The organism is Microbacterium sp. MMO-113, from assembly GCF_037148555.1.
GTDB lineage: Bacteria > Actinomycetota > Actinomycetes > Actinomycetales > Microbacteriaceae > Microbacterium.
Genome location: NZ_JBBCTD010000004.1, coordinates 452,628 through 465,668 on the forward strand (window position 1 = coordinate 452,628; position 13,041 = coordinate 465,668).

13 protein-coding genes are annotated in these 13,041 nt (G+C 70.1%); 6 read left to right on the forward strand and 7 right to left on the reverse strand.

Annotation, left to right across the window (positions count from 1 at the left end):
- Window positions 1-5: 5 nt before the first annotated feature.
- On the reverse strand, window positions 6-1,589 hold the full coding sequence (locus WFJ36_RS15940) for an ABC transporter substrate-binding protein (RefSeq protein ID WP_071329802.1): 1,584 nt from the start codon (window positions 1,587-1,589) through the stop codon (window positions 6-8).
- Between the two features lie 151 nt (window positions 1,590-1,740).
- Between WFJ36_RS15940 and WFJ36_RS15945 the strand changes: the two genes are divergently transcribed.
- Entirely contained in the window at window positions 1,741-2,328 is a 588-nt protein-coding gene (locus tag WFJ36_RS15945) for an Lrp/AsnC family transcriptional regulator (RefSeq protein ID WP_234024180.1), read from the forward strand.
- A 1-nt stretch (window position 2,329) separates the two neighbouring features.
- On the opposite strand, the gene WFJ36_RS15950 is transcribed toward WFJ36_RS15945, so the two are convergent.
- Entirely contained in the window at window positions 2,330-2,689 is a 360-nt protein-coding gene (locus WFJ36_RS15950; RefSeq protein WP_256209484.1) for a hypothetical protein, read from the reverse strand.
- A gap of 109 nt (window positions 2,690-2,798) precedes the next feature.
- Here WFJ36_RS15950 and WFJ36_RS15955 point away from each other — a divergent pair, with 109 nt between their 5' ends.
- The 3 genes from WFJ36_RS15955 to WFJ36_RS15965 all read left to right on the forward strand — a co-directional run bounded on the left by WFJ36_RS15955 (window position 2,799) and on the right by WFJ36_RS15965 (window position 5,644).
- A complete protein-coding gene (locus tag WFJ36_RS15955; RefSeq protein ID WP_071329801.1) occupies window positions 2,799-3,575 on the forward strand; it encodes a VOC family protein in 777 nt (258 codons plus the stop codon).
- 78 nt (window positions 3,576-3,653) lie between these two features.
- Window positions 3,654-4,559: a hypothetical protein gene (locus WFJ36_RS15960; RefSeq protein ID WP_071329800.1), complete on the forward strand. Its 906-nt coding sequence runs from the start codon at window positions 3,654-3,656 to the stop codon at window positions 4,557-4,559.
- Window positions 4,556-5,644: a hypothetical protein gene (locus WFJ36_RS15965; protein ID WP_071329799.1), complete on the forward strand. Its 1,089-nt coding sequence runs from the start codon at window positions 4,556-4,558 to the stop codon at window positions 5,642-5,644. The genes WFJ36_RS15960 and WFJ36_RS15965 overlap by 4 nt, the downstream gene beginning before the upstream one ends.
- A gap of 10 nt (window positions 5,645-5,654) precedes the next feature.
- Here WFJ36_RS15965 and WFJ36_RS15970 read toward each other — a convergent pair whose 3' ends face one another.
- From WFJ36_RS15970 to WFJ36_RS15980, 3 genes are all read right to left on the reverse strand, one after another.
- Window positions 5,655-6,944: a hypothetical protein gene (locus WFJ36_RS15970; protein ID WP_336643689.1), complete on the reverse strand. Its 1,290-nt coding sequence runs from the start codon at window positions 6,942-6,944 to the stop codon at window positions 5,655-5,657.
- Between the two features lie 30 nt (window positions 6,945-6,974).
- Window positions 6,975-7,391 carry a hypothetical protein gene (locus WFJ36_RS15975; protein ID WP_336643690.1) on the reverse strand — a complete coding sequence of 139 codons (417 nt, stop codon included), beginning with the start codon at window positions 7,389-7,391 and terminating at the stop codon, window positions 6,975-6,977.
- A 486-nt stretch (window positions 7,392-7,877) separates the two neighbouring features.
- A complete protein-coding gene (locus WFJ36_RS15980) occupies window positions 7,878-9,191 on the reverse strand; it encodes a glycosyltransferase (RefSeq protein ID WP_071329797.1) in 1,314 nt (437 codons plus the stop codon).
- 63 nt (window positions 9,192-9,254) lie between these two features.
- Here WFJ36_RS15980 and WFJ36_RS15985 point away from each other — a divergent pair, with 63 nt between their 5' ends.
- Window positions 9,255-9,893: a TetR/AcrR family transcriptional regulator gene (locus tag WFJ36_RS15985; RefSeq protein ID WP_071329796.1), complete on the forward strand. Its 639-nt coding sequence runs from the start codon at window positions 9,255-9,257 to the stop codon at window positions 9,891-9,893.
- Between the two features lie 4 nt (window positions 9,894-9,897).
- On the opposite strand, the gene WFJ36_RS15990 is transcribed toward WFJ36_RS15985, so the two are convergent.
- On the reverse strand, window positions 9,898-10,644 hold the full coding sequence (locus tag WFJ36_RS15990) for a 3-hydroxybutyrate dehydrogenase (RefSeq protein WP_292786592.1): 747 nt from the start codon (window positions 10,642-10,644) through the stop codon (window positions 9,898-9,900).
- Window positions 10,641-12,026 carry an MFS transporter gene (locus WFJ36_RS15995; RefSeq protein ID WP_071329794.1) on the reverse strand — a complete coding sequence of 462 codons (1,386 nt, stop codon included), beginning with the start codon at window positions 12,024-12,026 and terminating at the stop codon, window positions 10,641-10,643. Before WFJ36_RS15995 ends, WFJ36_RS15990 begins: the two co-directional genes overlap by 4 nt.
- A gap of 103 nt (window positions 12,027-12,129) precedes the next feature.
- Between WFJ36_RS15995 and WFJ36_RS16000 the strand changes: the two genes are divergently transcribed.
- Window positions 12,130-13,041, forward strand: a complete 912-nt coding sequence (locus tag WFJ36_RS16000; protein ID WP_336643691.1) for a LysR family transcriptional regulator — start codon at window positions 12,130-12,132, stop codon at window positions 13,039-13,041.

The window sequence follows — 13,041 nt, forward strand, 5'->3', positions numbered from 1 at the left end:
TCCGCTCAGCCGGCCGGCTGGATCTCGGCGATGTCCATCTCCCACACGGAGTTGTAGACGGCGCCGGACACGCTGGAGGCGGAGGAGATGTTGCGACCGGGGACGATCAGCGGCACGAACGGGCCCTCGGCCTGCATGGCCTCGGCGAACTCGGTGAAGGCCTCGGTGCGCTGCTCGGCGTCGGTCGCGGCGGCCGCACCGGCGGCGATGCCCGCGATCTCCGGGTTGGCCTCGGCCGCCCAGCCGGCGCGGAGACCGACCTTCAGACCCGGGGCGAAGGGCAGGAAGTTCGCGGAGTCGGCGTAGTCCGGACCCCAGAACCACAGGCCGAAGCCCTCGGTGCCGTTGACGTACGCGTCGAGCTCGGTCGCGAACGGTGCCGGAGCCAGGTCGACGGCGATGCCAGCGTCCTCGAGCTGCGCCTGGATGCGCTCCGCGAGCGGGGTGAACTCCACGCCGCCGACCGGGTAGTCGTTCGGGAACTGGAGTTTGAGGGTCTGACCGGTGTACCCGGCCTCCTCCAGCGCGGCCTTCGCCTTGTCGAGGTCCTGTTTCACGCCGCTGTCGAGGGCGCCCTCGAACCCGGGCGGGATGACGCCGGTCGCCTGGACGGCGCCGGCACCGGCGAGCTCGAGCAGCGCGTCGTAGTCGAGCGCGTAGCGGATGGCCTCCGCGATCTTCACGTTCGCGAGGTCACCGCCGGCCTCGCCCTGGTTGAGCAGCAGGAAGATGGTCTGGCCGGACGGGACCGAGTCGACGCTGATGTCATCGCCGAGACCGGCGACCTGGTCGCCGTTGAGGTCCATCGCGACCATCGAGTCGCCGCCCTTGAGGTTGGCGAGCTGGGTCGCGCTCTCCGAGACGTTGCGCACGACGACGCGGCTGTAGGCCGACTCCTCGTCGCCGTTGTACTCGTCGTTGCGCGTGAGCACGACCTGCGAGCTGAGGTCGAGGGTGTCCAGCACGAACGGGCCGGAGCCGGCGGACTCGCCGTCGAGGAAGCCCTGGGCGCTGTCCGAGCCGTCGGTGCTCCCGCCGTTCTCCATGACGACGTCGGCGTTGACGATGCCGAGCGCCGGGTTCGCGAGGATCGCGGGGAGCTGCAGCAGCGGGGTCTCCGAGGTGAAGCGGATGGTCTTGTCGTCGACCTCCTCGATCGTCAGGCCGCCGAGCAGGAAGTTGGGCTTGGCGTCCGCCATCCCCTGGATCCGCTGCAGCGAGAACACGACGTCCTTCGCCTCGATGGGCGAGCCGTCGGAGAACACGCGGTCGCCTTCGAGCGTGAAGGTGAACTCGGTCGCCTCGTCGTTCTGCTCCCACGACGCGAGGCCGGGGACCGGAGTGGAGACGTCGGATCCCTCGAAGTCGACGAGGGTCTCGTACAGCGCCTTCGCGATCATGTTGCCGGTCGGGTCGTACGTGTGACCCGGGTCGGTCGTCTCGATCGAGAACGCGGTGTCGATGACGAGGGAGTCGGATCCCTGGGACGACTCGGAGTTGTTCGCGGAGTTCCCTCCCGAGCAACCTGCGAGCGCCAGGAGCGCGACGGCTCCGAGCGCGATGACCGGCGTGATACGGCGTGACGACATCAGGGCCTCCAAGGGCGAGGAGTACATTCGGGTGCGGCCGCCACCGATGTGGACGACCGGGGATCAGATTCGCATCATATGCGACGATGTGTCCAGCAAGTGCGCGTCACACAGGCACGCATTGTCGTGAAGCTCGGATGTGAGGAGCAATATGTCCAGCAAGGACGCGGATCCGTCGAAGCAATCTGGACGAAGTGCCGCCCCCTTGGATGAGACGGCGTACAGAATCCTCGATGTGCTGCGCGATAACGGTCGCGTCTCGATCGCCGCGCTGGCCGAGAAGGTCGGCATCTCCCGGGCCAGTGCGTACACGCGGGTCGAGTCGCTCGTGCACGACGGCGTCATCACCGGATTCAGCGCCCGCGTGGATCAGGCCAAGGCGGGGCTGTCGATCGGGGCCCTCGTCTTCGTGACGGTGATGCCGCAGGCCTGGGCCTCGTTCCGGGAGCGGATCATCGAGATGCCGGATGTCGAGTGGTGCGCGATCACGACCGGCGAGCACGATGCGATGCTGCTCATCCGCGCCGTCGACGTGAGCGGTGTGCACGAGTTCTCGACGGGGGTCATCGCGCAGCTTCCCGAGGTGCGGACGGTGGTCAGCGTCGTCGTGCTCGACGAAGTGATCCGGCGGCCCTACCTGCTTCCCGGAGACCTGCCCGAGCGGCAGACCGAGGTGCCGCTGGGGATGACCCGGTGGACGCCGGCCTCCCCCGGCCGGGATGCGCTCCCGCCGCGCTGAGTCAGGCGGCCGGGATCTCCTCGACGACGCTGAGCTGCGGGAGGCCGTGCATCTCGTAGTGCTCCACCAGGCGGATGCGGCCGTCCGCGGTCAGCTCCAGCTCGCTCTCGCCATCGCCGGTGACCACAGCGCCGTCGGCCTTGAGCACATGGACGAACGAGACCCAGATCGTGTCGCCGGTGCGCGTGCCGACGAACTTCCCGAAGGTGACCGTGTCGCCCTCGTAGCCGCCCCAGATCGCGCCGTCGCGTTCGAAGTACTCGAAGACGCTGGGGGCGTCGGGGTCGACGGCGGAGGTCGTGGACGAGACCATGCGGAAGCGTCGGCCGTCGAGGGAGGGGAGGGTGGCGGTGGCAGTCACCCCTCGATTATGGGGGATCACCGATCCGACGACCGCGCGTAATGAGATGGCTGATCGTGCGTCTCTCCGGTGCGCCCGATCCGGACGGCGCCTGAGAGAAGGAGATCCCATGACCATTCGCACCGATCCCTGGCCGGCCGGGACGCCCACCTGGGTCGACCTGGGCGCGGACGACGTGACGGCCGCGACGGCCTTCTACGCCGCCCTCTTCGGATGGGAGTACTCCTCCGGCGGAGAGGAGTCCGGCGGCTACCTGCTCGCCACCCTCGACGGGGCCGCCGTGGCCGGGATCGGCCCGAAGCAGGACCCGGGTACGCCCTCCGTGTGGACCACGTACCTCGCCACGGACGACGTGGATGCCTCCGCCCGTGCCGTCTCCGCGGCCGGCGGTCAGGTGATCGCGGAGCCGTTCGATGTGATGAGCTCGGGACGCATGGCGATCGTCGCCGATCCGGGTGGCGCCGCGCTCGGGCTGTGGCAGGCGGGCGACCACATCGGCGCGGGCCGCGTGAACGAGCCGGGCACCTTGGTGTGGAACGAGCTCCACGCGAGGGACGACGTCGCGGCGCGCGCCTTCTATGCGTCCGTTTTCGGCTACGAGTACCGCGACGTCGGCGGCGAGGGGTTCGTCTACGCGACCTTCACCCGCGCGGGCGACGGTGCCGAGGTCGGCGGCATCCTCCGCGACGCCGAGCTGCCGGCCGGCGCGCCCGACCACTGGCTCACCTGGTTCGCCACCGGGGACGTCGACGCCAGCGCTGCACGTGCCGAGGAGCTGGGCGGGAAGCTGCGGGTGCCCGTGTCGGACACCCCCTTCGGACGCGCTACCGTCGTACAGGGGCCGCAGGGCGAGGTCTTCGGCCTGATCGCCCTCGCCACCCGCTGAGCGACGCGGCACCGGTGCGGCGCGTGCCGCGCCGGTGCCTTGCAGCCGGCCGGGCATGCCCCCGGTAGCGTGTGTGCAATGGAATGGATCGCAGACCCCGGCGTCGGCGCATGGTTGCGCCAGACCCTCGACGACGGTCTGGGCAGCATGCACGCGGTCGTTCCCCGCGGCTTCCCCGCGTACGCCCGGGTGTTCCATCCCGCCACGGTGCGGGAGAGTCCCACGGCGGCGGATTCCGAGGTACGCGTCAGCTGGGCGGACACCGCCGCCGCCTTCGGCACGACGATGCACGCGGAGGCGCAGTGGCACCGGATCGTGCGCACTCCCGTCGACGCCGATTGGCGGACCCGCATCGCTCCGGACGGCCGTGAGTTCACGGCGCCGCTGGAGGGCGCGCTCGACAGCGACCTCGTGGCGGTCCTGGCCGGACACCTCGCCGCCCACACCGCGACGCCGCACGAAGGGGTCGTCGCGCTCTGGGAGGGGTTCGGCGGTCTGGTCGGCTTCTTCGGAGACGGGCCGTCCCGTGTCTTCCTCACGTTCACCGAAGACCCGCACCATCAGGCGATGCTCGACCGCAGCACGCACGACCCCTTCAACAACGTCTTCCGGAAGCCCACCTGGCAGGACGGCATCCTCTCGCGCGAGATCTCCGAAGGGCCCCGGCTGCAGCTCCCCGGGCGCGACTACGTGCTGTTCTCCGGAGGCGCCCAGGCCTTCGCGGATCCGGACTGGGTGCTCGGCGTGCCGTGGCGCGACCGGATCGGCGAGGAGCACGGCTTCCCGCCCGCCGCTCAGAGTCCGAACCTCCTCTGGCCCGCCGATCACGCCTGGGTGATGGTTTCGGAGATCGACTACGACTCCACGATCGTCGCGGGCTCGCCCGACCTCATCCGCGCGATCTGCACGGACGAGCGGCTGGAGGCGAAGGCCCTGCGCGAGGGCGCCGACCTCACGTGGGACGCCGACGAGGTCAACCGGTGACGTCTCCGCAGGCATCGGCGTCGTTCGATGCACGCCCGCTCACCGATCCGGTCGACCCGGCGGCCGTGCGTGCCTTCGCGGCGGAGCTCCGGTCCCGCCGGACGACAGGCATGACGGTGTCGTCGATCATCGGCATCGTAGCGGTGGCGATCGCCGGCCTCGTGCTGCTCCCGATCCTCGCCTCCGTGGTGGTGGCACTGGCGGCGAGCAGCGGCTCTCCCGCGTCGGCGGCGATCCCCCTCGTGCTCCTCCTGCTGGTGGCCGCGGGGGTGGGCGTGCTCATCTGGATGGGCGTCCGCAACGCGCGCACCGCCCGGTACCGCCTGCACCGGTTTGCCCAGGCCAACGGCATGACGTACGAGCCGCGCGTGGACGATCCGCCGCTCCCCGGCATGATCTTCCACCTCGGCCGCTCGCGCATGGCCACCGACCTGGTCCGCGGCACGAGTCCGCGGTTCGTGGAGTTCGGCAACTACCAGTACACGGTGCAGTCCGGGAAGAACTCGACGACGTATCGGTGGGGCTATGTGGCGGTGAAGCTGGATGTGCCGCTGCCGAACATCGTGCTCGACGCGAAGGGCAACAACGGCTTCGGCTCCAACCTGCCGGCCTCGTTCCGGCGGGCGCAGCGTCTCTCCCTCGAGGGTGACTTCGACCAGCACTTCACCCTGTACTGCCCGGAGGGCTACGAGCAGGACGCTCTCTACCTCTTCTCGCCCGACATCATGGCGCGCTTCATCGACAACGCCGCGCAGCTCGACGTGGAGATCGTCGACGACTGGCTGTTCCTCTACACGCCCCGCCGCGCCTCCACGCTCGACCCGGCGACCTGGGCGTGGCTGTTCGGGACGGTGGGGGCGCTGTTGACCAAGCTCGACCAGTGGGCGCGGTGGCGCGATGACCGCCTCGCCGCCGCCGCGACGCCCGGGGGGCACGCTCTCCCGTTCGCCCCGCCGGTCGGGATGATCACCCCACCGCCGGGGGTCGCGCCGCAGGGTCGGCGCCTCAAGCGCACGGGCGCCTGGGTGCCGATCCTCGTGGTGATCGGAGTCGCGGTCTTCTGGATGCTCAGCCGCTGGAACTGACGGGGCAGCCTCAGCCCGTTCCCGGCGGGGAGGTCACGAGCTCCATCCCGGTGATCAAGACCCCTCCCGCGCTTGTGTCCGATCCCAGCGTTACCGATGCACCCGCGGTGCCCGGGGGGAGGGGAACGCGGACGGTGGTCGTCTTCGCGCCGTCGTCTCCGACGCCCGGGATGCGAAGCCCCGGGGTGTCCGAGCCGAGTGCCACCCGGCTCGATGCGACGCGGATGTCGAGCTGCACGCCCGCCGGATCACTCTTCCGGAACGGCATCAGATGCAGGACAACCGTCCGGGCGGCTGTCGAGGGCTGACCCGTGGATACGGAGAGAGTGCCTCCGGGTTTCCAGTCGGCGAGGAGATAGGGGCCACCCGGGCGGGCCACGACATCACTGTCATCCGGGCAGGAAGTTGTTCCCGGTGCCACCGGCTCCATCAGATCGACGATGCGACATCGCTGAACACTCGCGTCTTCGGTCTTCAGCGCTCGGGCCGCCGGTTCCTGTGCGGCGTCCACGAGCACCCGTCGTGGTGCGAGGGTATGCACGAACCAGTCGGCTCGGTATCCCAGCCATTCGGACGGCACGGCGGTGGCCGCATCCGTCATGAACGAAGGGAAGGAGGCATCATCCACGGCTTTCGCCCACCCGACCGCGGTCGTGACCATCAGCGCGCGCGCCTCTTCTCCGGAGGGACAGGACGGGCTGGCCGGCTTGCTCCCGCAGTCCAACCGATCGTCGGCGAGCTCCGGGGCCGCGTTGAACTGGGTGTGGCCGAACGAGCCGACCGTCGCCACGGCCAACGGGCTGCGGCGATCGACGCCGAAGTGAGCGGCCGCCCACTGGACGGAATCGCTGGGGACATCGCGATCTCGTCCGCCCACGATCCCGAGGCTGGGGACGTCCAGGGGCGGGTCATCGAGCGACTCCCCTTCGTTGTTGCCGACGTCGTGCGCCGTCGCGAGATACAGCGCGCCGCGCGTGGTGATTCCCGCCTTCGCGGCTTCCTCGGCGGCGGCGCGAATCATCATCCCCGACCGTGAATGGGCGATCCAGAGGATCGACGAGGTATCCACCGCTCGGACCCGGGCGTCAGCCTCCGAATCCGATCCGACGAGCCGCTTCCTGGCCTCGCTTTGGTCAACCGCACGACTCAGCGACTCCACCTGGTCCAGCACGACACGACGCCAGGCCCGGGTCTGATCGTACGATCCCCCTCGCGCGAGCTGCCCGACGAAGACGGGGGCAAGATCGGGCGCGAGGACCGCGTAACCCTGGGCGGCGAGCTTCTCGGCGAGGTAGTCCATCCCGGCGTCATAGCGGATGGAATCGGCGCCTCAGCACGGGTAGCGGAAGCTCGAATCGGCACAGGTCGCCGCACGCAGATGGCCGATCACGATCAGACGCGCGCGGGTGGACGACGATCGGGCGGGCAGAGTGAGAGTGCCGCGGAGCGGGCTCATGAACTCCTCCGGCTGCGGCGGATCCCCGATGGCGACGTTGCCGAGATCGAAACGCACGCGCGTGACGCCGTTTCGAGTGCGGACCTCCGGCGGTACGATCTCGCGATCACCAGGCGCCTTCGGGCCATCGTCGGCGATTGCGGCAGGGTCTTCGCTGGACGGCGAGGGCGACGGCGACGGCGTGTCATCGGCGGCCGCGCACCCGGCGAGCACCGTCAGGAGGATGACAAGGAGCCCGGCCTTTCCGAGACGGGGGCGCTTTCGGTCGGCCTCAGGCCAGTATCGGGCCATCTCTCCCTTCCCGCGCTCCACCTGGCTCTGTATAGGGGAATGCGCAGGTAACATCTTACCTGCCAGACGCCAAGAACATCGGCGACCCGACTCCGGCGTCCCGCACCCTCGACAACACCCTGGTGACGACGATCCTGTTCGTCATCCTGGCCGTCGTGCTCATCGCCTTCGCTCGGACGTGGCTCGCCTTCTTCTCGCGCGGCACCCTCGAGATGCTCTGGACGCGCGGCTCTGCACTCCTCGCTCGCGAGAGAAAGGCCGGGCCGGAGACCGATGTGGGGGTGGGTGCCGTTCTGGGGAACCGACGCCCACCCCATCCCCCCTCGGGATCGAAAGGAATTCGACGTTCCCTCCGCATTGACGGTTGAACCGTCCCGCCCGTGGTCAGCTGGGGACTGACGCTGCGTGGCGATACCCGGATGGTATACCGGCGGACGTTGCACCCGGTTGCGTCCATGCACGGGAATGCACTATCCCGCGCGGCGCTCAGCGGTGCATCGAGCTGTCGGCCGCGGCCCCGCTCGCGGTGTCCGCGGCCAGGACCGCGTCGAGCGTCCGCCAGGCGTCCGCAGCGCGCATCGCTTCTCCGACGTGCCGTGCGCGGTCCCGGAACGTCGGGTCGGCCAGCACCCGGCGCACGGCTTCGGCCACCTGCCCGGGCTTCGGCGCATTCGTCCGCAGGTTGATGCCCACCCCGGTCCACCCGACTCGGGCGGAGACCTCGACCTTGTCCTCCGTCTGCCCCGCGACCACCAGCGGGACGCCCTCGGCAAGGGCCTGCTGCACCCCGCCGAAACCGCCGTTCGTGACGAACACGTCGACCTCCGGCAGCAGCCGGTCGTAGGGCAGGTACTCGGCGACCCGGACGTTGGCCGGGAGCTCCGCCGGGAGCGCGTCGACAGGACGTCCACCGGTGGAGACGACCACGAGGGCGTCCGTTGCCGCGAGCCCGGCGATCGTGGGAAGCACGAGCTGACCGAAGTCGGCGTTGGCGATGGTGCCCTGACTGACATGGATCACGGGCCGCCGGCCGTCCAGGTCGGACCACCATGCGGGCAGCGGCACGGCCGACGCCGCCGCGGGCAGGGGTCCGGCGAAGTGCACGGACGACGGGAGGTCGGAGCGCGGGTACTCGAACGCGGGCACGGAGAACTGCACGTACGCATCGGCGCGGCCCGCCCAGTCGAGCACGAAACCGCCGAGATCGCGGCCGACCGCCTCGCGCGCCATGGCGTCGGCCTCCTTCTGCACGCCGCCGAAGATCACGCGCTCCGCCACGGCACGGAGGAAGGCGTTGCGCACCCGCCCGAACAGCCCGCGCATCGGCGTGACTCCGAGCCCGAACGGGGCCGTGTCGACACTGCGGGCGCCGAGCGGGAAGATGCCGAGGACCACGACCGGGGGCCGTTCGGCCTTCGGCAGCCGCTGCAGCAGCGCCGCACCGACGAACAGCGGCTCGGTGAGGACGGCGTCGACGCGGTTCCGCGCCAGCTCGACGCGCACGGCCTCGAGCTGAGCCCGGCCCGGGCGGATGAAGAGAGTGCTCATGTCGAAGCGGAGGGCGGCCACCCCGGTGAGTCCTTCACGCTCGGGGAACGCGCCGTTCGCGTCGTCGAGATCGACGTCGGCCTCCGCCGGCAGCGGACGGAACCGCGCGCCCGCCGCGGTCACCTGCTCCTCGTAGCGGGTGCTCGTGAGGAAGAGGACGTCGTGCCCCCCTGCGACCAGGTGCCTGGCGACCTGCAGCAGCGGGAGCACATGCCCGTGGGCGGGGGTGCAGGTGAGGAGGTAACGGGACATGGCGGCTCTCTCGATAGGGTTGGTTGTACCGTTGAAGTATTCATAACCCTCAAAGGAAAGTCAATGACGTCGAGTGCACGCCCGTACCGCTCCGCCCTGCGGACCCGACAGGCGGAGGAGACCCGCGCGCGCATCGTCGCGGCGGCCGCCCGCCTGTTCGCCGCGCAGGGATACCAGGCGACGACGATCTCCGCGATCGCCAAGGAAGCCGGGGTCTCCGCGGAGACGGTGAAGACCACGGCGGCGAAGGCGGAGTTGCTCATCGCCGCCTTCGAGGTCACCTTCTCCGGCTCGGAGGCCGCCGAGACCCTCGCCGACACCGAGGCCGGCTCCGGGTTGACGACTCTGCCGGACGACGTCTTCCTCGACGCGGTCATCACGCAGATCGCCGCCGCGAACGAGCGGGGGCATGCCCTCTGGACGGTCCTCCTGGGCGCGGCGCTCTCCGATCCGGTCGTCGACGCCGCCCTTCAGCGCATCCTCGCGAACCGGGCGGCGGACTACCGGGGGTTCGCGGCGGAACTGCAGCGCCGGGGCATCGTCGACTCGGACCACGACGGCGACGCCCTCGCCGACGTGCTGTCGTTCCTGCTCTCACCGGAGAGCCACCAGCAGCTCGTCGGGCAGTCCGGCTGGTCGCCGGACCGCTACCGCTCCTGGCTGCGGAGTGCTGTGCTCGCCGCGGCCTCTCCGTCGGCGTGACGACTCACCGCGCGGACCAGCCGCCGTCCATCGTGTAGCTCGCGCCGGTCACCATCCCGGCGGCGTCGGCGGCGAGCCAGACGGCAAGGCCGGCGACCTCCTCCGGCTCCACGAGGCGTTTGATCGCGGCTTCGGTGAGGAGCACCTTCTCCAGGACCTCGTTCTCCGGGATGCCGTGGACCCGCGCCTGGTCGGCGATCTGGCGCTCCACGAGAGGCGTGCGCACGTATCCGGGATTGATGCAGTTGCTCGTGACGCCGTACGCGGCGCCCTCCAAGGCCGTCACCTTCGACAGCCCTTCCAGGCCGTGCTTGGCCGCCACGTAGGCCGCCTTGAACGGCGAGGCGCGAAGACCGTGGACGCTCGACATGTTGATGATCCGTCCGAAGCCGCGCTCATACATCGCCGGGAGTGCGGCGCGAGTCAGCAGGAACGGCGCCTCGAGCATCAACTGCAGAAGGAGCGAGAACTGGGCGGGGTCGAAGTCGTCGATCGGGCTGACGTGCTGCACGCCTGCGTTGTTGACGAGGATGTCGGTGTCGAGGCGGAGTGCGGCCAGTGCATCGCGGTCGGTGAGGTCGATCTGCCACGCCTCCCCGCCGATCTCGTCGGCGAGGGCTTCGCCCGCGTCGCCGTCGATGTCGGCGACCGTCACCCGGGCGCCCGCCTGCGCGAAGGCTCTCGCGCAGGCAGCACCGATCCCACTCGCTCCCCCCGTGACGAGAGCACGACGTCCGTGCAGATCCGTCATGCGGCACTCACAGCCGCGGTGCGGGCGTTCGTGCGGGCGGCATCCGCGTCGTCGATGGCCTGCAGAGAAACGCCCTTCGTCTCCCGCAGCGAGAGTACCGCGATCGCCGTGACGATGCAGGCGAACACGATGTAGAGAGCGATCGGCAGCCAAGAGCCGAAGTCCCGGAGCCACTGGATCGCCAGGATCGGCGCCAGCGACCCGGCGAGGATCGCCGTGACCTGCGACCCCAGCGAGACGCCGGAGTACCGCATCCGCGTCGGGAACAGCTCGGCCATGACCGCCGGCTGCGGCGCGTACATGAACGCGTGGAAGCAGAGGCCGATGGTGACGGCGAGGACGATGAGCACGGGGTTCAGGGTGTCGAACATCGGGAAGGCGAAGAAGGCCCAGGTCGCGCTGAGGATCGCGCCGGTCAGGTACACGGGCTTGCGGCCCCAGCGGTCGGCGAGCCGCCCCGCCTGCGGGATGACCGCGAAGTGCACGACGTGCGCGATGAGCAGAGCGAGCAGCAGCTGACTGGTGTCGTACTCGTGGACGGTCTTCAGGTAGACGATCGTGAAGCTGACGACGATGTAGTAGACGATGTTCTCGGCGAAACGGAGTCCCATCGCCTGCACGATCCCGACCGGATACCGGCGGAGCACCTCGACGACGCCGTAGGAGGTGGCCTTCTCGGCCTCGACCTGCGCCTTCGCCTCGAGGAAGATCGGGGCCTCCTCGACGTTGCGGCGGATGTAGTAGCCGACGAGCACGATCACCGCGGAGAGCCAGAACGCGATGCGCCAGCCCCACTCGAGGAACGCCGCCGAGCTCATCGCCCACGAGCTCACGAGGAGCACGAGCGTGGCGAGCAGGTTGCCGACGGGAACCGCGGCCTGGGGCCAGCTCGACCAGAACGCGCGCGACCGGTCGGGACTCTGCTCCGCGACCAGGAGGACCGCGCCACCCCACTCGCCGCCGACAGCGAAGCCCTGGATGAAGCGCAGCGCGACGAGCATCGCGGGCGCCCAGTAGCCGATGCTCTGGAAGCCAGGGAGGCACCCCATGAGGAAGGTCGCGGCACCGACGATGATGATCGTGGCCTGCAGCGTGGGCTTGCGGCCGAAGCGGTCGCCGATCTGACCGAAGACGATGCCGCCGAGCGGCCGCGCGATGAAGCCGACCGCATATGTCACGAAAGCGGCGATGATGCCGTCGAGCGGCGATCCGGTAGCCGGGAAGAAGTAGGTCCCGAAAACGAGGCTGGCGGCGGTCGCGTAGAGGAAGAACTCGTACCACTCGACGACGGTGCCGGCCATGGAGGCGGCGACGACGCGCTTGAGCTTCGAGGAGGACGGGGCGGCGGCGGGGTGACCGGAGGCGCGGGTGGGGGCGGTCATTTCTCTCCTTCGGTGTCGACGGTGACACATCCGTTCCAGTGTCGGCAGGGGACCGACTTGCAGCAATGCCCAGCGCCGCGCAGCTGCTGTGCATAATTGCAGCATGGATGCGATGAAGAGGCCACGTGCCGACGATCTGCTCGTACTACTCGCGGTCGCCCGTACCGGCCGGTACACGAGCGCCGCCGCCCACCTCGGTCTCGACCACACGACGGTGGCGCGCCGTATCGCCGCCCTGGAGGACGCGCTCGGCGGACGGGTCGTCGCGCAATCGGCCTCCGGGTGGGAGCTCACCGACCTCGGGCGCACCGCCGCCGAGACCGGAGGACGCATCGAGGCCGCGCTCTCCCAGCTCGACTCCGCCCCCGGCGAGACTCCCGATCCGATCGCCGGCGTCGTGCGCATGTCCGCCACCGACGGTTTCAGCGCCTACATCGCCGCCCCCGCGATCGCAGAGCTGCGCCGTGCGCACCCGCGGCTGACCGTCGAGATCGTCGCCGCCACGCGGAGGGCCGCCGAGCACCGCGCCGGGCTCGACCTGGAGGTGGTCGTGGGCGCGCCGCAGACCCGCCGCGCGCAGGCCGTGAAGCTCGGCACGTACACCCTCGGCATGTACGCCTCGCGGGACTACCTCGTCCGCACCGGCACCCCGGCATCGCGCGCCGAGGTGGAGCAGCACAGACTCGTGTACTTCGTCGACTCGATGCTCCAGGTGGACGCGCTCGACCTTCCGCGCCGCCTCGTCCCCGGCATGCAGGACGGCCTCACCTCGACCAACGTCTTCGTGCACGTCGAGGCCACCCGCGCGGGAGCCGGGATCGGCCTGCTCCCGTGCTTCGCCGCCGACCGGCACCCGGACCTGGTGCGCCTGCTGCCCGAGGTCTTCGCCGAGAAACTGCCGTACTACATGGTCGCGCGGCCCGAGTCGCTGCGGCTCCCCGCGGTCGCGGCCCTCGCCGAGGCCCTGCGCACCCGCACACGTGCCGCGAAGGCGATGCTCGACGGGGCGGGCTGA

Bases quoted from the DNA above. Each gene is read 5' to 3' on its own strand.
- WFJ36_RS15940 (WP_071329802.1), bottom strand. From the start codon at position 1,589: ATGTCGTCACGCCGTATCACGCCGGTCATCGCGCTCGGAGCCGTCGCG.
- WFJ36_RS15945 (WP_234024180.1), top strand. From the start codon at position 1,741: ATGTCCAGCAAGGACGCGGATCCGTCGAAGCAATCTGGACGAAGTGCC.
- WFJ36_RS15955 (WP_071329801.1), top strand. From the start codon at position 2,799: ATGACCATTCGCACCGATCCCTGGCCGGCCGGGACGCCCACCTGGGTC.
- WFJ36_RS15960 (WP_071329800.1), top strand. From the start codon at position 3,654: ATGGAATGGATCGCAGACCCCGGCGTCGGCGCATGGTTGCGCCAGACC.
- WFJ36_RS15970 (WP_336643689.1), bottom strand. From the start codon at position 6,944: ATGGACTACCTCGCCGAGAAGCTCGCCGCCCAGGGTTACGCGGTCCTC.
- WFJ36_RS15975 (WP_336643690.1), bottom strand. From the start codon at position 7,391: ATGGCCCGATACTGGCCTGAGGCCGACCGAAAGCGCCCCCGTCTCGGA.
- WFJ36_RS15980 (WP_071329797.1), bottom strand. From the start codon at position 9,191: ATGTCCCGTTACCTCCTCACCTGCACCCCCGCCCACGGGCATGTGCTC.
- WFJ36_RS15985 (WP_071329796.1), top strand. From the start codon at position 9,255: ATGACGTCGAGTGCACGCCCGTACCGCTCCGCCCTGCGGACCCGACAG.
- WFJ36_RS15990 (WP_292786592.1), bottom strand. From the start codon at position 10,644: ATGACGGATCTGCACGGACGTCGTGCTCTCGTCACGGGGGGAGCGAGT.
- WFJ36_RS15995 (WP_071329794.1), bottom strand. From the start codon at position 12,026: ATGACCGCCCCCACCCGCGCCTCCGGTCACCCCGCCGCCGCCCCGTCC.
- WFJ36_RS16000 (WP_336643691.1), top strand. From the start codon at position 12,130: ATGGATGCGATGAAGAGGCCACGTGCCGACGATCTGCTCGTACTACTC.